Raw genomic sequence first — 24274 nt, 5'->3', positions numbered from 1 at the left:
TTTTAGAGATCTTGTAGTGGCGCGCTGGCGCTGCGAACGCCGAGTACACCCGTCAATAGCACATACGTTAACGCGGCAGCGGCAATCCCTACCAGCGGCGCGACCCACGGTGAACTGAAGGCCGCGACCGTACCGAGGGCGTAAGCGCTGAGACCCGGCCAGTTGAAGGCCGGCAATTGCGTTTCGGCCAGGCGTGGATAGTGGCCGCGATGACGATAGAAGAAGTCCGCCATGATCACCCCGCCGATCGGTGGGATCACCGTGCCCAGCAGAATCAGGTACGGCACCAGCATGTCGTACATGCCCAGCAAGGCCAGCAGCGTGCCGATCACCGCGCCGGCCAGCGTCACGGTTTTACGCCGCCCGGTGCGCAGCAGATTGCACCCGGCGACGGCGAAGTTGTAGATGGTGTTGTCCTGCGTGCTCCAGATGTTCAGCAGCAACATGGCCATCGCTGCCATGGCGAAGCCTTGCAACAGCAGCACTTCGACCACGTCTGGCTGTTGATAGACGATGGCCCCATAGGCGCCGATCAGCACCATCAGGCCGTTGCCGATGAAGAAGCCGATCAGGCTCGCCAGCACCGCGACCCGCGCCGAGCGGGAAAACCGCGTCCAGTTGGTCGCCTGCGTGGCGCCACTGACAAAAGTGCCGAACACCAGGGTGATGGCGGTCGACCAGTCCAGGCTGCCGGTCGGCACCACGGCGAGCAAACCGTCGAGCCCGCCGACCTTGACGGTAGCGACCCACATCGACAGCATCAGCAGTAACATCATCGCCGGCACCGCGATGTACGAGAGAATTTCCAGACCGCGATAACCGATATACGCCGTCGCGCAAAACGCCAGACCAAACAGCACCATCAGCGCCAGAACGCTGCCCTGGCTCAACTCGAAATACTTGCCCAGCACCACCGCCGCCGTGGCCGTGCCCCAGGCGTACCAGCCGATCTGGGTGAACCCCAGGATCAGGTCGCTGAGTTTGCTGCCCACTTCGCCAAAACAAAAACGCCCCATCAGCACCGAATTGAGGCCGCTCTTGAAGGCGATGTAACCCAAGGCGGCGGCGTACAGGCCCAGCAGCAGATTGCCGACGATGATCACCGCCATCATCTCGCCGAAGCTGAACGCAACGCCGAGCTTGCCGCCGGCAAACATGGTCGCGGTGAAAAATGTGAAGCCCAGTAACACCATGGCCGTGGAGGCCAGGCTTTTGCGCGCGTGCATTGGGACTTCGCTGAGGGGGTAATCGTTGCCGGCGTCGTTCTGCGTCATGGAGCAGTCCTTGCGAAATGGGGAGACGCGGAGTGGGTTGCAGTGGTCGTGCCAGAATAGGGATTTGCGGTTCTGGGGGGATCGCACCTCCTTTGAGGAAGAAGGGCACAAAACCGGTGCAACTGACGAAACACCGGCCCCTTGCAGGAGCAAGCCGGGGCCGGGCAGTGTTCCGACGATAGAGGACTTTTGCTCTGCATTGATGTTGCCTGTTCAAGCGTAATCGCGAGCAAGCTTGCTCCTACAAGGCATCAGCAGCGCCAGCAGGCCTGATAAGCGGCAAGAATCGCATGAGCGCTGCAACAATGGCCTCCGGCGCATCCTCCTGAACCAGATGGCCGGCATTGGGGATTGCCTGGAATTGCGCGCCCGGAATCATCCGCTGCAGGGCGCGGCCGCGCTCAATGGGAATCCACTGATCGTCCTCGCCCCAGAGAATCTGAACCGGGCAGCGAAGGGTCGGGTACAGCGATTCCACTTCGCGGGTATAGCGCTGATCCATCTGCGCAATCTGCCGGTAGAACGCGGCTTGCCCCGGCGTGCCCAGCCACGGCTGCACGTAAGGGCCGAGTTCATCATCGGCCATTTCCCGTTTGATCGCCCCGCGAATATAAGCCGGCACCATCGCTTGCTGGATGTAATCCGGGACACCACTGAACGCCGCTTCGTGCTGGCGCACATGCTGCACAAACGGCGAACCCCATGGCGTCAGCGCGACCGGGTCGATCAGCGTCAGGCTGCGGTAATCCTTGCCGTTCAACAGATGCGCACGCAACGCCGTGGCCCCGCCGAAATCGTGCGCGACCACATCAGGTTGCTTCAGCCCCCAGTGATCCAGCAGTTGCGCGAGCAACTCGTTTTGCACGCCCAACGAGACATCGCCGTCGACTTTTTCCGATTGCCCGTAACCCAACAGGTCGAAGTAATGCACACGGTGCGTGGCGATGAAATGCGGTGCGATGCGATGCCACACATAAGAAGAGAACGGCGTGCCATGCACAAATACCAGCGGCGGCCCGTCACCGCGCACCGCAAAGCGAATGGAGTGCCCGTTGAAACGGAAAGTTTGCGGTAGCGGCCAGTCAGTCATGAATGCGTCCTCTTTGGGGGCGAGCCGAAAAAGCATAGGCAAAAGCCATCGGCCCCGGCAATTATTTGATCGCTCGGATCAACAGGTCGACTACCTGTGATTTCTGACAGTAGATCGTGTCCGACCTTGATGCTATTCCATAGGCCATGGACGTTATCAGCCTGCATCACGGAACGCCTCAGTTGCTGGTCATCGAACCGCGCGGTTTGGCAGTGCGCGACGTTGCGTACTGGCGCGCGGAGATCGTACGAACGGCTGAAACCCGAGTGACGCGACAGGTGTTCGACGCGGCGGGTCGGCGTGTTGAGCAGTGGGATGCGCGCTTGCCCATGCCTGCCTTGAGCCATGCCTTCAGCTTGTCAGGAAAGGTGTTGGCCAGTGACAGCGTCGATGCCGGGTGGCGACTCGCCCTGTTAGAACAAGCCGATCAAAGTGTGAGTCGCTGGGACAGTCGCGGCACCCGGCAGGACACCGAGTACGACAGTTTGCTGCGACCGCGCGCGGTGACGGAACAGGCACATGCGGACAAGGCGCGAGTGGTCGAGCGCTTCGACTACGGCGCCGCGGGTGCTGAGTTCAACCTCGGCAATCAGTGTGGCCGGCTGATCCGCCACGACGATCCGGCCGGTACCCGTCACATGCCCGAATACGATGTGCGCGGCTCGGCGCAGTGCGAGATCAGTCATTTTCTGGCAAGCCTTGATGCGCCAGACTGGCCGTTGCATGCACGCGAACGCGATCAGTTGCTTGAGCCGGTTCCTGGCCTCGAAAGCCGCTGGACGTACAACCCGGTTGGCGATCTTTTGAGCCTCACCGACGCTCACTCACATCGACGGCATTTCGCGTTCACCGTAGCCGGACAGCCCAAGGCAGGCTGGCTGCAACCGGCCGGTGCCGCAGCGCCGGGGCAGTGCCTGGTGCAGGACATCCGCTACAACCCCGGTGGCCAGGTCGAACGGGAAGCCGCCGGCAACGGTGTCGTCACTGAGGCACTGTATGCGCGGGAGGATGGTCGTCTGCTCCGATTATCGGCCGGGTTGCCGGGCGCGCCGCTCCTGCAGGACCTGCACTACCAGGTCGACGCGATCGGCAACATTCTGCAGATCGACGACCACGCGCTGCCGATCCGCCATTTCCAGAACCAGCGCATCGAGCGCACCTGCATCTACGCTTACGACACGTTGGGCCAATTGATCCGCGCCATTGGCTGGGAAGCCGAGAGGGCCGCGCCGCTGCCAGTCGCGGCTTATCGATCATCGTCCAGCGCAAATGCCGTCCTCAACTATCAGGAAGAATACGACTACGACGCATCCGGCAACATGATCGAGCTACGCCATAAGGGCGCGCAACCGTTCACCCGGCGCTGGGCCGTCTCGCACGTTAGCAACCGCAGCTTGCTCAAAGACGATGACAATCAGCCGCCGGATTTTGCCGACGGATTTGATGACAACGGCAACCTGCGGTTTTTGCAGCGCGGCCAGCCCATGATGTGGGACCTGCGCAACCAGTTGTCCAGCGTGTCGCCGGTCCAGCGCCATGACGAAGCTGACGACTGTGAACGTTATGTCTACGGCGGGGGTGGGAAACGCCTGCGCAAAGTTCGCACCGCGCTGGCCGCCGCGCACACCATCATCGCCGACGTGCGTTACCTGCCGGGGTTGGCAATCCATCAACATTCGAGTGGCAAGCAACACCAGGTGCTTGATCTTGAGGCTGGGCGCAACCGGGTGAAATGGCTGCAGGGGCCGCACGCTCCGGCGTTTCAGTTACGCTACCAACTGACCGACCACCTCGGCTCCGGCGTGCTGGAACTTGACGAGCAGGCCAACGTGCAGAGCCGCGAAGTGTATTACCCGTTTGGCGGTACCGCGTACGAAGACCACAGCGATCAAACCGGCGCCTACAAAACCAGTCGTTATTCCGGCAAAGAACGCGATGCCACGGGGTTGTATTACTACGGGTATCGCTACTTTGCGCCGTGGTTGAGCCGATGGATAAACCCGGACCCGGCGGGGGCGGTGGATGGACTGAATTTATATTGTTTTGTCAGTAATTCGCCGGTGGGGCATGTAGATGTGGATGGGCGGATGATGGAGGACGATGATTGGGCTATTCCAGAAAATATCGATGATATTGCTGAAGCTAACGGCACACTTTCCTTACAACCGATTGTGTTAGAAGAGGGGGATCTGGAATCGCAAGATTCGCACTTGAACTTAGAGTCATTTCAAGGGCCAACGAATGCTTCGGCGGAGTTGGATTTTCAGTTGATGGTGGAAAGAGCGTTTAGCGGGATTTCGCAAGATGCATTGAGCGCTGAAATACCTGAACAAGCGCCTATCGCTGAAAGGCAAAAAAAATCCCTGCCTTGCCCGCCATGCGGCAAATCTTTTCGAACCAACAGTCACTTGAATAAACATTTAATGTTGCATGCAGGTGTAAAGGCCTTTAAATGCGATATGGCCGAATGTGGCAAATTTTTTGCTGAAAAAAGTAATTTAGTGAAACACATGAGGACTCATACAGGTGCAAAGCCCTTTAAATGCACTTGGGACGAATGTGGCAAATCTTTTTTTGAAAAAAGTAATTTAGTGCAACACATGAGGACTCATACAGGTGAAACGCCCTATAAGTGCAGCGTCTGTGGCAGATTGTTTTCTTCTTCAAATCGCTCAAAGACCCATATGCGAGCTCATACGGGTGAAAAGCCCTATCGATGCCTCACCTGTAACAAATCGTTCATGCGGCAAGATACTCTAAATGTTCATATCCGCACTCATACCAGAGAGACCATTCGTCTGCACGCACCCAGAGTGTGATAAAAGGATGCGCATAACATTAGTCAGCTCAAGCACGCAAAAACAACGTTCGCGTCCTAGCTGAATTGCGAGATTGAAGGCTGTAGTGCGGCAAGGGCGACTTCATGCATTATCAGCCTACGTATCAAAAGATCGTTCAGCCAGAAGTAGTGCAAGTTCGGGGCCAATGCCTATCGAGCTCTAAAAACCACGCAATCGGTGGTTTCCAGCTCATATTTCACTCCCCGCGATAAATACATCCGCTGGTACAAGTTTCATGAATCCGAATCGCACTAAGCTCCGGCAACAGCGGCTTCAGCTCACCCCAGATCCACTTGGCCAACACTTCACTGGTCGGATTCTCCAGGCCAGGAATGTCATTCAGATAGTTGTGGTCCAGACGCTCGTACAGCGGTTTGAAGATGGCCTTGATCTCGGAGAAATCACGAATCCAGCCCGTGTGCGGATCGAGGTCGCCGCTCAGGTGAATGGCCACTTTGAACGAGTGACCGTGCAGGCGACCGCACTTGTGGCCGTCCGGGACGTGGGGCAGGCGGTGGGCGGATTCGAAGGTAAATTCTTTGAAGATTTCCACGGTATGACCTGTAGGGCTTGATATACGGGGGTTCTGGAGTTTGGTCAGTCGCTGGTGTACTGATCAATGTACTGATTGGTCGTTGCTGGGGGTCACAGCGGTCATCCATTGCGAGATTGCCGACTGGCGCCAGGCGACCGAGTTGGGACCTATTCTAACCTGTTTTGGGAATGTGCCCTCCCTGATCCGGCGATAAACCGTATTTCGGCCGAGCCCGGTAGTGTGAAGCACCTCGTCGAGGCGCAGGAAGCGATCAATTTGTTCTGCTACTGCCATGATGATGCTCCATGCCGCGCGTGGCGGCAGAAGGTGGTGATGGGGTTATTCGTCGTCGTCTTCTTCGTCTTCTGGCCAACCCTTCAGGTCTCGCGCCCAAGCCGTCCACTGCTGCCGTTGTTCTTCGCTCATTCCATCCCAGCGTCCCGCGACATCAAGCGACACGGTCTCTCCGGCCTTGAGCGTCACGGTCCCACAGTTGGAGCCGAGGTCTTCGTCTGCGTATCGAACGGTGATCTCGTCATCTGGGTGGCGCTTTGAAAGTTCAGTCAGGACCGGAAGGGGGCACGACCAGGCGGTGTCGAACGAAAGCTCGTTGGCATCCAGATCAATGACCTGGGCGTATGCGTTCCACTTAGTCCCCCAAATATCGCGGGCGAAGTCCAATGTGTTGAAATGGCCGCACGAACGCTTGTTACGCAGCATCTGCACGAATTGTTCGAAGCCTTCGTCGCTCAGTTTGAGGACGTCCACCCGGCTGCGATTGGATTGCTGCAGCGAAGCTATCAGCGGGTGATCATCCAGCGGCTGCGCTGTGATGACTGCCGCTGCTTCCTCGGCGGCGCAGTCGATGCCGTTCCAAGCGAACTGTCCATGAAATGGGAGGATGGTGTTGAAATCGATCTTGCCGCTTTCGTTGATAAGCGACTTCAGGACGTGGGCGGGCGCATTTACTTTGTTGGTCACATGGTTTGGCATGGCAATAGAATTCCTCGCCCGCCGTTCACCGGCAGGCTGGTAGGTGGAAGAGGGGTTAAACGGTGGTGGTCGGCCCGAAGCCGCAGATCGTCAAAGTCTCATCGACTTCTTTCACGACCTTGAACTGGAGAGTCACCGACCGCTGGGTAGATAGGTTGAAGTAGTCCCAGTACCTGACCGTCCACTCAGCCATTTCCTTATGGCGTGGACCGACAACAGTTCCGTAGATGCCGCAGGCGCCGAGGTAGCCCATGAATTCGTCAATGTTCATGTAAGGCCGAACTTCGTGGTCATCGATGTCGAGCATTCGCTCAAACAGCTCGGCCATCTTCACTAGCGAATCGCGAAAGTACTGACTGGTTACGAAGTGCTTTTTGTAGAGCGCCCAGATCTTGAGGGTGATGCCGCCGGCGTCGAACGCGGGCCAGGCTTCGTCCTCAACTTTCAGATTGGCTGGATCGAATGCAATTTTTACGATCATCGCCGTGGCCCCGAGTAGATGAGCCAGGCCATGTAGGCGAGGGCAGAGACTGGGATGATCATGTCGTCACCTGCAGGCCCAGCCGTCTGGCGCTCCGCTCGAAAAAATCACGCATCTCGAACGGTGTGTAGTTGTTTACCTTTATGCAGGTGTCCGAGGGCAGCTCAATCACCAGCGCCGCGCGGGAGGCCTGCCAAGCAATCCATGCCGCATGCACTTCGCCGCCGAGATATCCATCCTCGAAGCGCGCCATGCAGGTGTCGGACAAGCCGAGGTAAGCGCTGGTCATCGCCCAGGCCTCGAACTCTTCACGCAACTTTTCGTTCATGAGTACACCGCTGCAACAGAGAGGAAGAGAGCGCCCCAGAAGCAGGCGCTTACGGCTGCGACTTTGAGCATCATGGCGTCACCTCTGAGGCTTCTGGAATATCCTCAAACTTGTAAGTGTTGATGACGCGCTCTTCGACACCGGAGACCTTGATGAATTTGGCCTCTTCAACCCATGGGTAGGCGTCTGGTTCGCCATGCTTGCCGCCGCCGCTCATCTCACAAAAGGCAAGAGCACGGCCATCAGGCAAGATGAAGGCCTTCACATCGACGTCGTAGTTGCGCTCCCAGCTGTAGTGGCACCACGACGGAACTCCGGGGGCACCCACCGCGTTGTAACGCACCTCGTTCACCGCGTCATCGTGCGAGCTCTCATCGTAAAGCTGATCCAGGTCCTCGCCAGACATGGACGCCAAGTCCTCAAGCGTAACGAGGCCATTTGGCGCATCGCGCAGGCTGTCGTACTTGTAGCCGAAAGCATCGATTCCGTGGCGCATCACCAACAGCTTGGCCATCTGGCTTGCAGTGAGCGTGTTCAGTGAGCGATGGATGTTTGCATCAAGCATGCGGATTCCTTTGCCGCTATAGCGGCTGACATTGAGTTAATGAAAAGTGAGGGGGAGGGGCGGGAATCAGGATTTTCTTGGAGGAGTGAAGATTTTGTGTGGAGGAGTACAGATGTGCTCCTGTCAGGATTTGCCTGCCAATGCGCCCCGGGCTTGCCATCCAACCCATGCTCGCTGAAGGGCTTCGTCACAATATTCGCCGTAACGTGGGTCATCTTTCGGCAACAAATCGCGGACGAGGCTAAGCGGCGCCTGCGGCCATTCCCGGCGAACCCACGCTACGAACTCTTTCCGCTCGTCCAGCACCACAGTTGCCGGCGCGGGCAATGGGTTTAGCAACGGGTTTGGCGAGTAACGCAAGGCAGCCTTGTAGGCAGCGCCAAGTCGATCATCCAAATCTCCGCCAGCCATGCCGGCCTCATTAAAAGCAATGATCATCTTGGCGCGAACGTCATAGCAACGCTCGACAGGCATGCACGCCATTTGCTGTTCGTCTTGGCGTTCGACGACTGGGGTGGCAAGCGCCTTGATGTGGACTCGGCCACCGATGTAATGCCAGTCAACCTTGCAGCCGGTCGCGGCAGATAGATTGCGGCAGATATCTTCAGCAGCGTCCTTCGAGATATCCACCAGACAAACACTTTTGCCATTTTTGAAAACGTCGTCATCGCATGGCGGAAGTGCCGTAATCGTTTTATTGATCATGGCTCGTCGTACTCCATTGGCGGCATGGGAACGATGCCGATGATTTTAGGATCGAGTTCGCTTGCTACCGATGCGGTGGGCTTACCGTCAAGCGCTTCGGCTGTGGCGGTAACGATGTGGTACGCAGCATCATCCACGCGCACCAAGCCCTCGGCATTTGACTCATACCAAGCCAGCAGTAGGCCATACTGATCATCCATTCGCTGATCCGCTGCGTTCAAGCGCTGCTGCAGGGCGTCACGCTCGGCGGTGACACGGTCGTGATCCGCGACCAGCACAACAGTGATGCACCCGAGGGATGCGCCTTCAGCGAGCCCGGTGCTGCATACGTGGTAATGCTTTACGTCGCTCATGTTGGAGTCCTTGCCGGGTCATGCCCGGGCGGTGGAGTGGATTCAAGTTTCGAGGTAGGCGGCTATGAATTGCGTAGCCGCTTCAACATTGATGGCGTTTCCGTAGGCGCGCAGGCGTCCCACTCGGCCGGATATCCCATGAGCCAGCGGGGATGTTCCGGGCTCAACTGGCCGCCACTTTCCATCTCGGCAGAAGAGCCAGTCAGAATCTGCCCATCTACCGTTAACCGGGCCGGGCCCGCTATCGCCGCTATGTCCTGCAGCCTTTTCTGAACCTTGTGGCCGCTTGGCCGGTGAGACCTTAAGGCTTCCGCAGCGCTCGCCCCCCGATTGCAATCCGCCATCGGCGTCGGCCAGCCGCTCAGCTTCACCACCCCCCCCAAATTCTCCAGCCCCCTCTTTGTTTCCGGCTGGTTCTTCACGTTCGCCAAGGGCGTTGGCCATCCGCACAGGTACGCCTGTCTTGGTAGCTGGTCGTTGCGATCGGCTCCACCCCTCTGAGCCACCATTCCCGGAGTGTCCTTGTGATCCCTGGTGGTCGGTGTGACCCAGCCAGTACACACGGTCTCTGATGTGCGGCGCGCCGACGCCCGCAGACGGAAACGCGATGGCCCCAAAGGCGTAACCCATGGCTTCCATGTCAGCGTGTACAAGGTCGACCCAAGGCTCGACAATCTTGCTCGCAACCTGCTCTCCAGCAACAACTGGAGGCTTTCGCTCTTTGATGAGCCAAGAGAAAGACGGCCACAGATGCCTTGGGTCCTCAAACCCAGCTCCAGCGCCTGTCGCGCTGAAAGGTTGGCAAGGACAGGAACCGGTCCAAATAGGTCGGTCATCTGCCCAGCCGGCGCGGCGAAGTGCGATAGACCATCCGCCAAGGCCTGCAAAGAAGTGGCACTGCGTAAATCCGAGCAGGTCGCTTGGGTGAACATCCTCGATACTCCTTTCATCCACGACGCCTGGCGCTATGTGGCCGGCTTCAATCAGGTTGCGCAGCCATTGGGCGGCGTAGGGGTCAATCTCGTTGTAGTAAGCGGCCATGGCTACGCCTCGCCGGATGGCGTTATTCGTAAGAAAGATGGGGTTATTCGTCGTGACAGATGCGCAGCGCTTCGCGCCTGTAGGCGAGCTCAAGTTTTGCGCGGCACGAATCGGATATGCTGATTTTGTGTCGCGGGATTGAAAGCAGCGGCAGCGCACCACCGGGCCCCATCGCATGCAGATGGTGAATCATCAGCGTGATCGCCTCGCCCTGTTCCTCGATGCCGCTCCAGGCCATCAGCTCAGCCAGTGCTTGGCGGGTTCCGGCCATGCAGTGGAGCCTGATTTCTTCCTCGCCGCGAGTCTTTCGCCTCGCCGCAGTCTTTGCCGATCGTTCTTTCTGCGCGGCTGCCATGGCTTACCTCTTCTATTCCGCTGGCCGGGATTCCCAGCCAGGTCTGTCGTTTGCGTTGCTGGACTCGAAATCGTTTCACGCAGCAACCTTGACCTGATTCCAGGCACCGACCGCGCTGAAGATGCGGTAGGCCTGCGCCTCGTCGAGGGAAACAAAATCAGGAATCGCGATCCAGCCCGAGGCCACCAGATGCTGCGGGTTGGCACTGTCGCGAATCTCTTGGTAGCAATGCTCGATCACTTCTTCCAGATGGTCAGAGAGGTACATGCCTTCCGGCGCGACTTCTACCGACTTCAGATAGTGATTGCCCATCTGGTCAAGGCAGAGCGCGCTGAGAAAGATGGTCCAGCGGTGAGTGATTTCGCAGACGGCCTGGCCGATCTTGCCGGGCGCAATGTTCTTCAGGGACTTGTAATTGATCATCCCTTGCCGGCCACTGGGGTCGATGTTGACCACCGCAACGTGGTTCGTTCGCACCAGTGAGCGGCACGACCGTTCGACGCGGGCCTTGAGGTTATTTGGCTTTCGAACCTTGCTCATGCTGCCTCCAGAGCTTCCCGTTGCAGGGGATAGTCGATTTCGTATTCCGCGATCAGCCGCAGCAGCACCTTTGGGTTGATCTCCAGCCTTCTGGCGCACGCCGCACGAGAGCAGCCGATATCCCGAATGGCTGTGATGCGCTCAACCAGAGCGACATCCTTCGCCCGGATTTTTTGGCGGCTGAACTTAAGACCGTTTTGACTGGCGATGCGCTTGAGCGTTGTCCGCCCGATACTGAGCTTCGCGCACATCTGATCTTGCGTGAGACCCTCGATAATCAGGTCTCGAATCACCGGCACCAGTGTCAGATCCTCCTGATGGGCTGCTGCTGACACCCGGCTAGCGAACTTGATGCCGTACTGGGCGGCGATGTGAGTCGCACGCCGATTGCTGATGTGCAGCTCCTTGGCCGCCGCCACGATGCCTTTGTGGTGGTAGGCCTTCATCTTCTCTGCGATGTCCGCCTCAAACGCCTGCGCCTTGGCTGTCTTCGCCATGCGCACTGCATAGTTGCGCTTTGCAGGGCAAGGTTCAGACCCTGATGAGGGCACAATTCTTTCGCTATTGAACGGGCCGGGGTTGAACAAGCTTCGGCTGATCGGCACCACGTCGATAACGCGGCCGGCGGCGAGATAACCGCCCACGGCCTCGGCAAGCCAAGCGCGGTCGGTGTTCTTCTGCTGGATGCTGCTGAGTTCCAAACTGATCATGCTGCCACCTTAACCAGCCTCACGCCGGCCATGCTGAAGTTTGAGCCTTGGTCCGCAACCATTGCGTCCAGGGCTTCCCAGTTAACCGACAGGACCGATATAGGGGCTTGCCCGTATGCGACGGCCTTGACCAAGTCCAGCAGGTCGAATACTTCGGCCTGAAGATTCGTCGCCTGCTGCACTGGTGCGGCCGCTGGCTTGACCGCAGTCTGGGAGACAGGTGCGGACTTGATCGGCGCAGGCGTTACGACTGGCGCAGGCTCGGCGATAGGCTCGACAACCACTTCCTTCGCCTTGGCGTCCTCAATCTTTTGCAATTCCTCTTTTCGGATCTTCTCGCGCAGAGCCTCGGCTTTCGCTTCCTCTGCTTTGTCGTGCTCCGAGATCCGAAACTTGATCAGCGTCACCAGGTCGTCATTGGCTTTCGTCACCAATTGCTGAAGGTCGTTGAACAGGAAGGTGTGGTCGGCTGCCAGTTCGGCAAGGCTGGTGAGGTTCAAGCGAATGCTGTCGGCCGTTTGGCTCGCATCGATCTTTGCCCGGGCCATCTCGGTATCGACTGAATCCTGCAGGCTAGCGATAGTGCGCTTGTTCTTCATGGCGCCGGCGAAGTCGGCATGCACGTTCGGCAGGACGACTTTGCCCAAGGTTTTGTTAATCGCTGCGATGTGATCAATCAGCGCCTGCTCAGCTTTTTGCTTGATGCTGGTCTTGACCACCAGCTCTTGAGCCTTCACCAACTTGTCGACTTTCAGTCGGGTTTCGCGGGCATGCGCCGAGACGCGGTCCAGCGACGAGAACAGCTCTTCGATGGATTGCGTTTGCGACAGCGCCTGCTTCTTGGCTGCCGCTACAGCTTCCTCAACATCAGCGCACCACTTGACGGCTTTCTTCGCGTCGGCGAAGTCCTGATCTGTGGTCAGCGTGGTTTTTACCGAATCAATTACTGCCAGAGCGGACTGCTCGAACACTTTCAGGTTGCTGGCGGTGACCATGCCAGTCAGTTCGATGCGCAGCGCTGGCAGCTCGTCAGGTGCTTTGCCGACAACGATAGAGGGGGCGTCCGCCACGACGTGACCGCCGAGATCAGCCTCGAACTGTTTCCAGCCTTCCACCAGTTGCTTCGCACGGCCAGCGACCGGGCGATATTCCATGCTCACGAAGTTTTCAGCGGTGCCGTCGGAGCAAACGAAGATCACTCGTTCTGCACCGCTCACCAGCAACTGCTGCTCAAGCTGCCAGTAGTAGTGCGGGTCCAGGTCTTCAGATTTCACTTGTGCTACTAGCGATTCGTTCCAGAGCTTATGCTCGAACAGTGTCTCGCCGAGCATCGTTGCACCGTCCATTGAGGCGAGCAGGTTGCCCGAGGTGCCAACCACTGGATACAGCTCCTCGCCGATCATGACCTCGACCAGAGGCCGGGCCAGCGCCTCAGTGGCGTGGCCCTTGTCGAAGATGAACTGCTGGGAGGGCGTGACATCTGGCGCAATTCCGGTTTTCTTCAGCGTCAGCAGGTCGGTGCGGGTCTGATACTTCGAGGCGCCCATCATTGCAGGAGCCTCGGACGCGGTGAAATGCTGGGCGCGCAGTGCGTGCCACTCGGCGGAGCCTTGAGCTACGTTATGGATTTTCATGCTGCCTCACCTTCGAGTGGCTTCAGCTGGTTGATGGAGTCGATTTGTTCGGCGGTCAGCGTGTATTTGCTGCTGACAGTCGCAATCAGATGATCAGGCGACGATTTTCCGTCCTCGATCGCCTTGCGCCACTTCGGCAGGTTCTCTGCCAGCTTTTCATCGGGATATGCTTCAAGAGCTACTGGCGCCTCGATCTTTGGCACGCTCGCCAACGCTTGGCCGGGCTCGCGCTCTTTCGGCATATCCTGCAGCTCCTCCGCAACAGGCATGCCGCGCAGCACATCGGGGAAGACGTCACGCAAGGCGAAGGCGCGCGCCCGCATCTGACGCATCCGTTTCGGATGTTGTGTCCAAGGGCCGGCCTTGCCGACGAGTCCCGCCGTCTTTGCATCGTCCATGGTGTAGATGCGTACCTGCTCGTTTTCACCGCGGCGTTTAACGCGGCAAGTAGCCGTGTGCCCGTCGTCTTCTTCGTACACGTACTCGCAGAGAGGTGAGCCGCGTACCAGAGCAATCACAGCGTCACCCCAGAGCGCCGGCCGCCCATTGATGACTGCGATGTTCTGCATTGCCTGTAACGGCTGAAGGCCAAGCTCCAAACCCCACTGGATCGCCACCAGGATGTTGCCGGGGTTGCCGAGGAATTCTTTCGGCACGATGGTCGACTTGGCGAGGATGTCGGCGAAAGCCATTGCCTCGGTAAGCGACGACGGCGTCAGGCTGAAACTTTGCTTTGTGGTTAATTCGGACACGACGAAATCCCTGCCGCGATGCACGCAGCGTTTAAAATGAGTGGATGATTGGCGCTGAAGGAAAAGGTTTAACGCTGCTGCTGAACCCGATAGCGAAGAACCTGAAGGACTCGGCCGCCGTAGCTAGGTTCTGCGTACTGCTCAACTGGGGCGCCGAAGAATCCGCGGCGCTCGGCAAGGCTGTATGCCTCCCGGAGGTTGTGTGCGCTGATGTCTTCGAGCTGCTCGTCGATCAGGCTTTTTACCGGTGCAGTCGTCATGCCGCTCTCCCTGGCCGACGCGCAACCGCACGATTCAGCCTGTCGCAGTAGTGGTGGAATTCTTCGATGGTGATCTTGTTCGCCTGCAGGAAGCTGGTGATGTTGCGCAAGGCCAGCACCTCATAGAGGGGAGGGCAGGTTTCGCAGGCAAGCTCATCGAGGTCGTTGTCGATCGCTATGTGAGGGCTCACAGCTCGTCATCCTCGGCCTGAGCCTTCAGTGCGTCGTCTGCGAGCGGCTTTAGCAACGTTTCGGCAATCTCGCCAAGCTTGCCCAGCGGGTGGTCGCTGTGGCCCAGCAGTTCGGCGGTGGCCACCTTGTCGGCCTGTCCTCGCTCTGCGGTGATGACCAGCCAGCCCAGCGCAGAAGTTTGCACTTCGTTGTCGGCAAGTCGGTTGTTCACGAACTCATCAACCGCCAGAGCGAACTGTGCAGCGGTCACGCCCTGCGGGCTGCGCATGCGGCACTGGAATGACACACCACAGCCTCGCAGCAAGTCTTCGGCGGCGTTGTAGATCCACTCGGCCCGGGCATCATCCCGAGGGCTGTCGCTCACTGGAGGCGGCTGGCGGTTTTCGTAGTTCAACTGAGCAATCAGTGCTGCGTTCATGGTCGCCTCCAAGTGGCGGGGTGCTGATCCAACAAAACTCGGCTGCGACCTCACACACGGCCAGCTGTCGGAGGGCGCCGTGGGAAGTCGCATGCGGGTTGTGTCGGCTAATTCAAAGGCATGAAAAAGCCCGCGGGTGCGGGCTCTTGCGGATCGTCGCCAGTATTAGCGCAATCTGGCGCTCGGCACGTTCATGAAACTGACTACCAAGAATTTATCGTTTTCCATCTTGAAAAAAAGCCACCCGAATTCCAGATCCGGATCATCTTCTGCATGACCATGTTCGATCCATGAGAACCCTGGCTCAAGTGGCTCGCCGTGCGGCTGATCGATTACCGCCTTGATTTTCCACTCCGGATATTTCTCGACTTGCTTGAATATGCGGGCCATGAACTCGCTGATTTCCATTTGTCCATCCTCTGTTCTTCCGGATATAGCTCGGATTGTAAGCCGCATCCGTGATTGATGCAGGGGGCCGCATTGCGCGGTGCAGAATTCGTCCGCATCGGGGTGTGATCTTGTGGTCAGTCGCTTAGTAGGGCTATTCAGGCTACGCATTCCACGACGCTTGCCTGCTCCCGGAATCGCCACCGGGACTCTCGTTTGGCCTTGTTTATAGACTGGAGCAACCCAGTAAGCACCCAAGGGTCGAGCCGTAGACTGAAGATCACACCCCGATACGCTCTCATCGAGAGGATCGGGTGGGTTCAAGGCAGCTTTCAGCGTGACCACCCACGCTCTCAACCATCGCTGCATAAGGGCAGTTAGCGACAGGCTGTCGTTGGCGCTGGTTGGTCAGGCTGCGGCAGGGATCACCACCAGAACGGTGCTGACCAGCGTGCCCGATTGTTTGAACGACGCTTCCGGCAGCGTTTCGATGCTGCCACCGCGCTGTTCGACGATCCCGCGGAAATCTTGGGTCAGCGCGTCATCGCGGAAGGTCACGCCCGAGGGCATGATCGCTACGAGTCTGCCACCGGGCTTGAGGAATTTCAGTGCGTGGACAACGTGGTGAATATCGCTGCGTTTCTTATCGAAAGGCGGGTTCATCAGCACGCGGTCATAGATGGGTTTCGGCTCAACCTTCAAGAAGTCGCCGGGCTCAGAAACGCCTGACAGCGGCAGATTCAGTGCCATCAGCGCTTTGTGGTTGTCCGGGAGTAGCTCGTGCATATCGACCATGACACCTGCAGCAGCAGAGTTTGCGGCCACCGCCAAAGCACCACGCCCGGCGCTTGGCTCCAGCACCATCATCCCGTCGCCGATCATGGCGAGGTCTGCCGCTTGCTTGGCTATGTGCGGCGGAGTAGGGAAGAAGCCGAAGTCCTGCGGAACGGTAACCTCGCCGGTCATTAGGATGTTTTCGATTGCATCGGCAGCGTCACCATCAAACAGATGCGCCTTCGCCTTGGTGTTCCACTTGCCGCCGGCAGCCTTGAGCGTTTTATCAAGGCGCAGGTACAGGCTCTTGTCGAGCTGGCCGCCGGTGATGAACAGCTTGTTGCCTTCGGTGCGCGAGGCGCTGAGTAGCCCCATCACTTCATTGTCGACTTTCATTTGTGACTCCCGGTTGTTTTCCCAATGCACCCGTCACCAGGTGCATCAGTGAAAATTTCCGTTCTCCACCACGCGCATCGCCTCGGTTTCCCCACCTGGCCGGGTCACACATTTCGTATTCAGTGTTATTCCCGACTGGCTTGCGTGGTTTCGCGTACTCACATCTGGTGAGCACGGCCAGTTCCAGAGCTGGCATGGCATCGACTATTTGTTGCTCGCGCTTACCGGATCGGGTCCGGGGTAGTCGATGGCGAGGATCCTGAGCTGTTAAAGAGCGCAGGCCTTGTTGAGGCCCTTCGCAGTGGCTGTGAGTCGCTGCGATGGGTGAACAATAAGCCAATGCCTAATACCTGTAAATAGGTAATGCCTAATTATTTTCAAATTTCTTCTTCGCCGAAAGTCCGCGGGTAAGGGGATTGCATTTCCGGATTGAGACGTTAAGCTTCGCCTAACCTGTATGGATGTACAGCATTTGAAAAGGAGGTGTTTATGGCGCAGCAAACCAACAAGAAGAGTCAAGGGCCGGTGACTATCAGCCCTATGGAGCGGCTTACCATGCGCGTGTCGTCGATGATCAATCACCCGATCGCCCAAGAAAGGCGGGAGGTCAGGATTCATCGGCTGGACACGGACGGGGAGAGGGAGTGGCAGGAAATCGTGAATGCGATCTCAGAAGCGGATGGGATCGACCTGACGCGCCATCATGAAGATGCGTCGATTACACTGAGGTGGGAACCTTCAGATGAGGAAGAAAAACCCGCTCAGGTGGCAGACCCATTAGATGCAGAGGGGCCGGCGCCTTTCTGACAGGTACAAAAAAGCCCGCTCAAGTGGCGGGCTTCTAAATACATCGCGTCTCAGACCAAATTGCCATTCCACACGAATAGCACGCGTGCCTGGATGTATGTCTCTTCGATAAAGATGTCCTCGGCCTTGTGCTTGCGGTTATCCGAGATCATCTTGAACTTGTCCTTACCCTTCATCTGCAAGCGCTTGATGTACTGGAATCCACCGTACGAAAAGTAGTAGATCCCGTCGCCGATGAATTCCTTGATGCTGATGTCGACCAGGCAGGGGTCGCCATGCTTGATCGTGGGCGTCATTGACTGACCCCAGCCTGTGATCACCTTCAGGTGGTAATGCTCCCTGAACTCAACGCCCATTGAGCGCAGGTGAGAAGGACTGATGCGGATGTCCTGAAGCAGCTCGGGGTAGTCATGGGCCACCTCACCATCGCCCAGCGCGCCGCGCACATCGTAGTGCGCGATCCAGACCTCGTCACCCACCTTGCCGGGTCTGTAGGCGTCATTAACTAAGACACTGACAATTCCCTCAGGCTCGCTCCCCTCGGCAATCGCCAGAATCCTTTGAAGACGATCTTCGCCCAGGCTCTTGCCTGCCAGCATCTCGCGAACCTTCTCCGCCGCAGATGAAGCCGCAGCATGCCCGGCGCCCACCAAAGCAGCCTGGCCTGATAGCTCGTCGGTGCCGTTCGAGTAAGTGAAGCCTGCGCGCAAACCCCAGTGCTCCGGTCCAACCACGTCCGAAAAATAGGCGATCACGTCCATCAGTTTGGACTTGTCAATCCGGCCGTTGTTAACCCAGCCCTGAATCGACGGAGGCTTCACTGAGAAGTCGTCTGCGAGTTTCTTCTTTGATACGCCCTTGGCGATCCGCGCGGCCTCGATGGCTGCGCCTAATTCCGGTCCAGTAAGCATTGCCTAATTTAGCCCATTCATATATCGGTTAGGCAATGGCTTGTCTTGAATAAGGTAATGCCTTATATTCACTTCAAATCTCCAGGAGAGAACTCATGAAATCAGCAGATGCAGCCAAAGAAGCATCCCGTTTGCTGGGCAGCCAAGCGGAAATGGCGCGCCTGCTTCAGGTAAAGGCGCCAACCGTTAACCAATGGTGCTCCGGCGAGCGCGCGGTACCAGCAAAGCGCGCCTTGCAAATCGAGGCATTGACCGATGGCCAGATCAAAAAGGCCGACCTTTGCCCAACTTTTCCATGGGCGCAGATCGCTTCTGCGGCCAGCCAAACCCTTTCTGCCGCTTAAACCAATTCAGAAGCCACAAGGAGCAACACATGTACGCCGACCAATCACACAAGCGTGACACGCCTCGGAAGGTGCGTTTCAACAAAACCCTTGACCGAATCCTGCACAGAGCAGCGGAGCGCGCAGAGATGCAGCACGCCACCTATCTGTACGAAATGATCGAGTGGGCTGTTGAGAACGGTGCCATTGAAGCGCTGAGCAAGGACGAGAAGAAGTCTAGCGCTGCATAGAGGCCCTTTGGAGGTGACCAGTGCCTGAAATTGACTACGAGCACCTGACTGATGGTGCTAAGCGGAGAGTCGCGGCCTTTGCACTGAAGAAGGGCTTAGACATCGACGAAGCGCTCGAGGCGATTGCCATCGAGTTTCTGGCAATGGGAGGACCCTCACTTATGAGGCGACCCAAAGCCAAGCTGTACCAATTGACGCCCAAAGAGGGCCTCAAAAGTGACACTTAAAGATCTCAAATCGCACGCACAAAAAAGCCACCGGGCAAGGGTGGCTTCTTGTGCAGCACTTAATACAACGTTCTGGAGCGAATAATGCACCACTCAAGCCTAACGAGCAATACCCCCGCGAATGTCGCGACACGTTTTGCTGGTTCTGAAAACGTGTCGCGGGTTTCGATGACCAGTATCGAGCTGGTCGATTTTATCAACTCAACGAAAGAAGAGGGGCAGCCGGAGCTTCGCCATGATCATTTTATGGCGAAAGTGCCGCGCGTTATCGGGAAAGCAGCTCCCAATTTTTTGGGAACTGACTCCTACGCCAATGGAAGCGGGGGCAAGGTAGTCCGGCGCATCTATATCTTCCCTAAGCGCGAAGCCTGCTTGATGGCGATGTCCTACAGCTACGAGCTTCAAGCTCTGGTGTTCGACAGGATGACTGCGCTGGAGGAGCAGAGCTATCAGCCGGCAGCTCTCCCGTCATATGCCGAAGCGCTGCGTCTCTATGCCGACCAGATCGAGCAGACCGCCGTGCTACGCGTTGAGAATCATCAGCAGGCCGAGAAGATCGCCAGCCTTGAATCCATCTTCCAGGTAGGCATGACGCCAACTCAATTCTGCAAGCGCCTGAATGGGGTCAACTGCCAGCAGGTCAACAACGCGCTGCTGGCCCGCAAGTGGATCTTCAATTCTGAGCGCGACGAGAATCGCTCGGTCAAGTTCCGGGTTGGCTCAATCGCCCGCGACAAATACCTCACGGAGAAGGTGACCACCATCTCCAACGAAGGTATGGACTCGTTTTCCAAGTACACGCCGATACTCCTGAAGGAGGGTGCCAAGCGTCTGCACGATCTCTACATGGCTCAGAAACTCCCAATGAAAAAAACTTGGGATGGTCAGTTCTGCCACTGCAAGGCGACAGAGGAGGACTTGGCATGATCGGTCCTACCTACCAGCAGCTTATCGAGCGCGCCGCCACTACTGCGCTTGATCACTTCAAGGCGCAGAACACTAAAAAGACCCTCAAGGCCGAACTGCGCTCGATGTACGACACCTACTTCGAAGCTCACGGCCGGCCCGCCGGGAAATTTGACCCGTACAACGACGACTTCTTGCCCGTGATGAATTTCACCGAGGCTCAATTCCAGCGTGTGCAAGCTGCCAAGAAGGCCGAGTACAACGCCTTGCGCCGTCACCACACTGCGCTCCGAGCACTTGAGTCGTTCAACCCAGCCGATCTCAAGGGGGTCGCATGATGCATTACTTCAAAAGAAATATTGGCGACTACCACAAGAAGGCTGGGCGCCTGACGATGCTTGAGCACGGTGCGTACACGCTCTTGCTTGATGCGTGCTACGACCGTGAGCGATTCCCTACTTTGGAAGAAGCAATCGACTGGTGCTGGGCACGCAACAAGGAAGAAGTCGACGCAGTTGAGCTTGTTTTGCGCAAGTTCTTTGAGCTTGTCGATGGCGTTTACATCCAAGCGCGGATTCAAGACGAGATAAACGCCTATCACGCTACAGCTCTGAAAAATAAGGAGATTGCCGAAAAGCGTGAAGAGGTGAGACGCACGAAGCGTGTACCAAATAGCACGGAGCGTGCACCACTCGTGCACGAAGCGTGCACGGATGGTCACCTAACCACTAACCATAAACCACTAACCATTAACCAAGAACCAATAGATCAAGAGACTTGCGCACCTGCGGTGAGCGAGGCGCAGGATCTGTTCCCGAAGTTCTGGGCGCTCTATCCACGCAAGCAGGACAAAGCCAAGGCTCTGAAGGCGTGGACGAAACTCAAGGTCAATGACGAACTGTTCAACCTGATCGCCAAAGGACTCGCCGCGCAGGTTGTGTCTGCCGACTGGCTCAAGGACGGCGGCAAGTACGTCCCAATGCCGACCACCTGGCTCAACGGCAAGCGCTGGGAAGATGAGGTCAAGCCATCCAGCAACGTGCACCAGTTCCCGGCATCGCGTCACACCGGCTTCGACCAGCGTGATTACAAGGCGGGCCTGACTGCTCGCGGGGACGGCACCTATGACTTCTGAGCCGAAGAAAATCGATCTCGACATCAACGACATCGAGCGCCGTTTCGGTGTGATCGCCAAGCAGCCAGCCGAATGCCCGACTCACGGCAAATACGCCGCGGTCATTCGCAAGACCAGCGACATCGCGTCCGGTTGCCCGGAGTGCGCCGCAGAGATTCAGGCGCAGCGCGATCAGGAAGAACAGCGGGCGATGTATGCCCGCATTGCCGAACAGCGCTTAGAACGCAAGCTGGGGGCCTCGCTGATTCCCAAGCGTTTCATGGGCAAGAACTTTGCCGACTTCGTTGCTGACACTGCAGCGCAGAAAGCCAATCTGGCGAAATGCGTCGAGTACGCCGAGAAATTCCCGCAGCACTTGGAAGACGGGCGCTGCATCGTGATGACCGGCACGCCGGGTACCGGGAAGACGCATCTGGCCGCCGCCATCGCTGGGCACGTCATCGTCAACCACAACGCCACTGCCGTGTACCGCACTGTCGGCGGACTGCTCCAGTTCATCAAGGGCAGCTACGGCGACCGCGCCGAATACACCGAGTCGGAGGCGTTCGCCAGTCTGGTCGAGCCATCGCTGCTGATCATCGACGAAGTGGGCGCCACCAAGCCGACCGAGTTCGAACTGGCCACCTTGTTCGCCGTGATCAATGGGCGTTACGAGGCGCAGCTGCCGACCATCGTGATTTCCAACATCGACGCCAAGGAGTTGGGCGCAGTGCTGGGTGATCGCTCGGTCGACCGTCTGCGTGAGGGTCGGGGCATTGGTCTGGTGTTCGAGGGCGCGTCTGAGCGCAGCAAGCGGAGGGCATCGTGATGACCACCAAAACCCAAATCGGATTTGCCTCAGGCCTTGCAGGTTTTGGCATCGGTATTTTCTGCGTCCTGATCACAATGGCGGTGACAGCATGATCATCACCTGGGAACAACTGAAAGCCCTGCTCAATACGTCGGTGGTCATTCACGACGGACGTGATGGGTATTCCTTCGCGAGGGCGACGGCATGAGTGATTACTCGAAATTAAAGCAATTGGCCGAAAACTACCTGCGCTTGATCGACGATGAGGATAGCGATTCTTGGATGGAGGCAAGTGACGCCTACGACGACGCTAGCGGCGCGGATACGGTGCTGGCCCTGATTGCCGAGAACGAAACCCTAACTAAGATCTTCGCCGATGCGCCAAACCTGCCGGATACAGACGTTGAATGGCTGGAGAAGACACGCGCACTTGAAGTTGAGCGCGACCACCTCAAAGCCGAAGTCGCCGGCCTCAAGACCGGCTACGAAGCCTATGAGCAGGTAGTGCAGGGGCTCAAGGCTGAGAACGAGGTGCTGCGCAAGCTCGTCCCGAGCAAAGAAATCATCTGGTGCGCCTGCGGTGACGGCCATGCGGCCAACAGCTACGGCGCGGGGTTCATGGATGCGAACAACGGCGTGTGCGCGAATTGCGACGCCGCCATGAGCAAGGAGCCTTCCCATGGTTGAGATAGTCATGCGTCACCGCACAGACACCAGCCGCCTCAATGGCTTCCTCGACGGAACAGATTTTTCCAAGCCGAAGAAAATCATCATCAAGGATCTCGACCGCAGCGGGGAGCAGAACAAAAAGCTCCACGCCTCGCTGACCGACATCGCCAACCAGGTGGAGCACGCCGGCCGCAAGTGGGACGTGCTCATCTGGAAGCGCCTGCTCACCGCCGCATGGCTGCGCGAGGCGGGCGATCAACCTCAGATGATTCCTGCGGTCGATGGCCACGGGTTCGACGTGATCTACGAGCGGACCTCGAAGCTGACCGTGAAGCAGTGCGCAAGCCTGCTGGAGTGGATCGCAGCATTCGGCGCCGAGCACGATGTCCGCTGGACGCAGAAGGATTTGTGGGAGGGCCGTTACTGATGCTCGCCACCAAACAACCGAAGGCCAAGACCTGCAAGAACTCAGTATGCAGGGCCTCTTTCGTGCCTCAGCGCCTCGGGCAGGCGGTATGCAGTCCGAAGTGCGCGCTGGCCACCGCCGACGTGAACCGCGAGAAGGCGCGCAAGTCGCTGGCCCAGATCGAGCGCCGGGAGATCAAGGTCCGCAAGGAGAAGCTGAAGAGTCGCGGCGACCACATCCGCGAAGCTCAGCAGGCTTTCAACGAATACATCCGCGCACGCGATCAGGCCGCCGGCCACCTCTGCATATCCAGCGGCAAGCCATTGGACTGGAGCGGCAACGCGGTAGATGCCGGACATTACCGCAGCGTTGGATCCGCGCCGCACCTTCGCTTCGATGAGCGCAACTGCCATGCCCAGAGCAAGCAGGACAACCGGTTCCTCTCGGGTAACGCCGTGGATTACCGGATCGGCCTGATTGCGCGTATCGGCCAAGAGGCGGTCGACGCGCTGGAAGCAGATCAGAGCGTACGCAAGTACACCGTGGAAGATATCAAGGCCATCAAGGCTCACTACCGGGCGAAGGCCAGAGAATTGAAAAAGGGGGAAGCCGCATGAAGATCCATTCCGCACGCCAGGCTTGGCACGATTGCAATTACAACCCAGCCCCCGGCCAGACCTCTGATGCTGCTGAGCTGGGCGTGAGAGTGCAGAGTACAGAGCGCGGTCCCACAGCGAACCCAGCGATGCACGGAGCGCTGGCGGGTCACATCCAGTCTGCGATCGCGCGGCTCCATTTCCAGCTTCGGGCCTTTGGCAATGCCATGTACGCGGCTGAGCCTACAGATGATGACCGGGAGGGCGCCGAAGCAGCGGTATTCAACTTGGCGTGTTCTCGGGTGGAGCGCATGACCGCCAGCAAGCGGGAGCGCGCTGAGTATGTCGCCAAGGGTGTTTTCCGTCGGTACCGGTACATGCACCAAGGCGGACAGTCAGCCAATGCCGATCCGCTGATCAAGCCCGAAGTGTTCCGTGCATGGATGAGAGGGGAGTACGGAATCGAGCTTCCGTCCGCGGCATGGGGGCGGGATTGGGAGCCGTTTGTGCAGCTCTGTTTCGATGCCTGCTACGACATTGACGCTCGAGCTTTGAGCCCGATTGGTGGGGTGATTTACAAGATGAGAGAAGCCGCTTGACTTCCCGCACGGCTGAGGGCATCATTTCGCC

General features: G+C 57.9%; 35 protein-coding genes. 13 read left to right on the top strand and 22 right to left on the bottom strand.

Features of this window, described 5'->3' with window-relative positions; all coding sequences use genetic code 11:
• Positions 1-2 precede the first annotated feature (2 nt).
• Positions 3-1274 (bottom strand): cytosine permease, encoded by a 1272-nt coding sequence (gene codB / locus ACYZTS_RS24825; protein WP_461992778.1) that lies wholly within the window; start codon positions 1272-1274, stop codon positions 3-5.
• Between the two features lie 241 nt (positions 1275-1515).
• Complete coding sequence (locus tag ACYZTS_RS24820) at positions 1516-2364, bottom strand: alpha/beta fold hydrolase (RefSeq protein ID WP_461992776.1); 849 nt, start codon at positions 2362-2364, stop codon at positions 1516-1518.
• 182 nt (positions 2365-2546) lie between these two features.
• Between ACYZTS_RS24820 and ACYZTS_RS24815 the strand changes: the two genes are divergently transcribed.
• The gene (locus ACYZTS_RS24815) at positions 2547-5183 is read left to right on the top strand and encodes a C2H2-type zinc finger protein (protein WP_461992774.1); all 2637 of its coding nucleotides are present in this window, start codon (positions 2547-2549) and stop codon (positions 5181-5183) included.
• A 217-nt stretch (positions 5184-5400) separates the two neighbouring features.
• Here the strand turns inward: ACYZTS_RS24815 and queD are convergent, their stop codons facing one another.
• The 19 genes from queD to ACYZTS_RS24720 all read right to left on the bottom strand — a co-directional run bounded on the left by queD (position 5401) and on the right by ACYZTS_RS24720 (position 16623).
• Positions 5401-5757, bottom strand: coding sequence for a 6-carboxytetrahydropterin synthase QueD (gene queD, locus ACYZTS_RS24810; RefSeq protein ID WP_028621713.1), 357 nt, complete (start codon positions 5755-5757; stop codon positions 5401-5403).
• Positions 5758-5820: 63 nt separating this feature from the next.
• Positions 5821-6033 (bottom strand): helix-turn-helix transcriptional regulator, encoded by a 213-nt coding sequence (locus ACYZTS_RS24805; RefSeq protein ID WP_045060876.1) that lies wholly within the window; start codon positions 6031-6033, stop codon positions 5821-5823.
• A gap of 45 nt (positions 6034-6078) precedes the next feature.
• A complete protein-coding gene (locus ACYZTS_RS24800) occupies positions 6079-6732 on the bottom strand; it encodes a DUF1281 family ferredoxin-like fold protein (RefSeq protein ID WP_461992772.1) in 654 nt (217 codons plus the stop codon).
• A gap of 55 nt (positions 6733-6787) precedes the next feature.
• Positions 6788-7213 (bottom strand): hypothetical protein, encoded by a 426-nt coding sequence (locus ACYZTS_RS24795; protein ID WP_461992770.1) that lies wholly within the window; start codon positions 7211-7213, stop codon positions 6788-6790.
• A gap of 58 nt (positions 7214-7271) precedes the next feature.
• The gene (locus ACYZTS_RS24790) at positions 7272-7541 is read right to left on the bottom strand and encodes a hypothetical protein (protein WP_461992768.1); all 270 of its coding nucleotides are present in this window, start codon (positions 7539-7541) and stop codon (positions 7272-7274) included.
• Between the two features lie 70 nt (positions 7542-7611).
• Positions 7612-8106, bottom strand: coding sequence for a hypothetical protein (locus tag ACYZTS_RS24785; protein WP_461992766.1), 495 nt, complete (start codon positions 8104-8106; stop codon positions 7612-7614).
• Between the two features lie 123 nt (positions 8107-8229).
• The gene (locus ACYZTS_RS24780; RefSeq protein WP_461992764.1) at positions 8230-8811 is read right to left on the bottom strand and encodes a hypothetical protein; all 582 of its coding nucleotides are present in this window, start codon (positions 8809-8811) and stop codon (positions 8230-8232) included.
• Positions 8808-9164 (bottom strand): hypothetical protein, encoded by a 357-nt coding sequence (locus ACYZTS_RS24775; protein ID WP_461992762.1) that lies wholly within the window; start codon positions 9162-9164, stop codon positions 8808-8810. The genes ACYZTS_RS24780 and ACYZTS_RS24775 overlap by 4 nt, the downstream gene beginning before the upstream one ends.
• A gap of 42 nt (positions 9165-9206) precedes the next feature.
• Positions 9207-10205, bottom strand: coding sequence for a DNA cytosine methyltransferase (locus ACYZTS_RS24770; RefSeq protein WP_461992760.1), 999 nt, complete (start codon positions 10203-10205; stop codon positions 9207-9209).
• A 43-nt stretch (positions 10206-10248) separates the two neighbouring features.
• On the bottom strand, positions 10249-10560 hold the full coding sequence (locus ACYZTS_RS24765; protein WP_461992758.1) for a hypothetical protein: 312 nt from the start codon (positions 10558-10560) through the stop codon (positions 10249-10251).
• Between the two features lie 75 nt (positions 10561-10635).
• The gene (locus ACYZTS_RS24760) at positions 10636-11100 is read right to left on the bottom strand and encodes a hypothetical protein (protein ID WP_461992757.1); all 465 of its coding nucleotides are present in this window, start codon (positions 11098-11100) and stop codon (positions 10636-10638) included.
• On the bottom strand, positions 11097-11810 hold the full coding sequence (locus tag ACYZTS_RS24755) for a hypothetical protein (RefSeq protein WP_461992755.1): 714 nt from the start codon (positions 11808-11810) through the stop codon (positions 11097-11099). The genes ACYZTS_RS24760 and ACYZTS_RS24755 overlap by 4 nt, the downstream gene beginning before the upstream one ends.
• Positions 11807-13444 carry a YqaJ viral recombinase family protein gene (locus tag ACYZTS_RS24750; RefSeq protein ID WP_461992753.1) on the bottom strand — a complete coding sequence of 546 codons (1638 nt, stop codon included), beginning with the start codon at positions 13442-13444 and terminating at the stop codon, positions 11807-11809. Before ACYZTS_RS24750 ends, ACYZTS_RS24755 begins: the two co-directional genes overlap by 4 nt.
• Positions 13441-14196 (bottom strand): recombinase RecT, encoded by a 756-nt coding sequence (locus ACYZTS_RS24745; RefSeq protein ID WP_461992751.1) that lies wholly within the window; start codon positions 14194-14196, stop codon positions 13441-13443. The genes ACYZTS_RS24750 and ACYZTS_RS24745 overlap by 4 nt, the downstream gene beginning before the upstream one ends.
• Positions 14197-14264: 68 nt before the next feature.
• Entirely contained in the window at positions 14265-14456 is a 192-nt protein-coding gene (locus tag ACYZTS_RS24740) for a hypothetical protein (RefSeq protein WP_461992750.1), read from the bottom strand.
• Entirely contained in the window at positions 14453-14647 is a 195-nt protein-coding gene (locus tag ACYZTS_RS24735; protein WP_461992748.1) for a hypothetical protein, read from the bottom strand. The genes ACYZTS_RS24740 and ACYZTS_RS24735 overlap by 4 nt, the downstream gene beginning before the upstream one ends.
• Positions 14644-15066 (bottom strand): hypothetical protein, encoded by a 423-nt coding sequence (locus tag ACYZTS_RS24730; RefSeq protein ID WP_461992746.1) that lies wholly within the window; start codon positions 15064-15066, stop codon positions 14644-14646. The genes ACYZTS_RS24735 and ACYZTS_RS24730 overlap by 4 nt, the downstream gene beginning before the upstream one ends.
• Positions 15067-15231: 165 nt before the next feature.
• Positions 15232-15474 carry a hypothetical protein gene (locus ACYZTS_RS24725; RefSeq protein ID WP_461992744.1) on the bottom strand — a complete coding sequence of 81 codons (243 nt, stop codon included), beginning with the start codon at positions 15472-15474 and terminating at the stop codon, positions 15232-15234.
• 387 nt (positions 15475-15861) lie between these two features.
• Positions 15862-16623 carry a DNA methyltransferase family protein gene (locus tag ACYZTS_RS24720; protein WP_461992742.1) on the bottom strand — a complete coding sequence of 254 codons (762 nt, stop codon included), beginning with the start codon at positions 16621-16623 and terminating at the stop codon, positions 15862-15864.
• A gap of 489 nt (positions 16624-17112) precedes the next feature.
• Between ACYZTS_RS24720 and ACYZTS_RS24715 the strand changes: the two genes are divergently transcribed.
• The gene (locus ACYZTS_RS24715; protein WP_461992741.1) at positions 17113-17430 is read left to right on the top strand and encodes a DUF1654 domain-containing protein; all 318 of its coding nucleotides are present in this window, start codon (positions 17113-17115) and stop codon (positions 17428-17430) included.
• A gap of 50 nt (positions 17431-17480) precedes the next feature.
• Here the strand turns inward: ACYZTS_RS24715 and ACYZTS_RS24710 are convergent, their stop codons facing one another.
• Positions 17481-18341, bottom strand: coding sequence for a S24 family peptidase (locus ACYZTS_RS24710; RefSeq protein WP_461992739.1), 861 nt, complete (start codon positions 18339-18341; stop codon positions 17481-17483).
• A 95-nt stretch (positions 18342-18436) separates the two neighbouring features.
• On the opposite strand from ACYZTS_RS24710, the gene ACYZTS_RS24705 reads away from it, so the two are divergent.
• From ACYZTS_RS24705 to ACYZTS_RS24655, 11 genes are all read left to right on the top strand, one after another.
• Positions 18437-18685 (top strand): Cro/CI family transcriptional regulator, encoded by a 249-nt coding sequence (locus tag ACYZTS_RS24705; protein WP_461992737.1) that lies wholly within the window; start codon positions 18437-18439, stop codon positions 18683-18685.
• Positions 18686-18714: 29 nt separating this feature from the next.
• Positions 18715-18915, top strand: coding sequence for a hypothetical protein (locus ACYZTS_RS24700; protein WP_210704505.1), 201 nt, complete (start codon positions 18715-18717; stop codon positions 18913-18915).
• Between the two features lie 20 nt (positions 18916-18935).
• Complete coding sequence (locus ACYZTS_RS24695) at positions 18936-19142, top strand: hypothetical protein (protein ID WP_221729693.1); 207 nt, start codon at positions 18936-18938, stop codon at positions 19140-19142.
• Between the two features lie 84 nt (positions 19143-19226).
• Complete coding sequence (locus ACYZTS_RS24690) at positions 19227-20069, top strand: Rha family transcriptional regulator (RefSeq protein WP_461992734.1); 843 nt, start codon at positions 19227-19229, stop codon at positions 20067-20069.
• Positions 20066-20386 carry a hypothetical protein gene (locus ACYZTS_RS24685; protein ID WP_461992732.1) on the top strand — a complete coding sequence of 107 codons (321 nt, stop codon included), beginning with the start codon at positions 20066-20068 and terminating at the stop codon, positions 20384-20386. The genes ACYZTS_RS24690 and ACYZTS_RS24685 overlap by 4 nt, the downstream gene beginning before the upstream one ends.
• Entirely contained in the window at positions 20386-21183 is a 798-nt protein-coding gene (locus tag ACYZTS_RS24680) for a YdaU family protein (protein ID WP_461996541.1), read from the top strand. The genes ACYZTS_RS24685 and ACYZTS_RS24680 overlap by 1 nt, the downstream gene beginning before the upstream one ends.
• The gene (locus ACYZTS_RS24675; protein ID WP_461992730.1) at positions 21173-21991 is read left to right on the top strand and encodes an ATP-binding protein; all 819 of its coding nucleotides are present in this window, start codon (positions 21173-21175) and stop codon (positions 21989-21991) included. Before ACYZTS_RS24680 ends, ACYZTS_RS24675 begins: the two co-directional genes overlap by 11 nt.
• 186 nt (positions 21992-22177) lie before the next feature.
• Positions 22178-22660: a hypothetical protein gene (locus ACYZTS_RS24670; RefSeq protein WP_461992728.1), complete on the top strand. Its 483-nt coding sequence runs from the start codon at positions 22178-22180 to the stop codon at positions 22658-22660.
• Positions 22653-23069 (top strand): recombination protein NinB, encoded by a 417-nt coding sequence (locus ACYZTS_RS24665; RefSeq protein WP_461992726.1) that lies wholly within the window; start codon positions 22653-22655, stop codon positions 23067-23069. The genes ACYZTS_RS24670 and ACYZTS_RS24665 overlap by 8 nt, the downstream gene beginning before the upstream one ends.
• Positions 23069-23665, top strand: a complete 597-nt coding sequence (locus ACYZTS_RS24660) for a recombination protein NinG (protein WP_461992724.1) — start codon at positions 23069-23071, stop codon at positions 23663-23665. Before ACYZTS_RS24665 ends, ACYZTS_RS24660 begins: the two co-directional genes overlap by 1 nt.
• Positions 23662-24243, top strand: a complete 582-nt coding sequence (locus ACYZTS_RS24655; protein ID WP_461992722.1) for a hypothetical protein — start codon at positions 23662-23664, stop codon at positions 24241-24243. Before ACYZTS_RS24660 ends, ACYZTS_RS24655 begins: the two co-directional genes overlap by 4 nt.
• Positions 24244-24274: the final 31 nt, after the last annotated feature.

The sequence above is a fragment of the Pseudomonas sp. TMB3-21 genome, from assembly GCF_054898145.1.
This window is presented reverse-complemented; position numbering and strand designations above follow the sequence as displayed.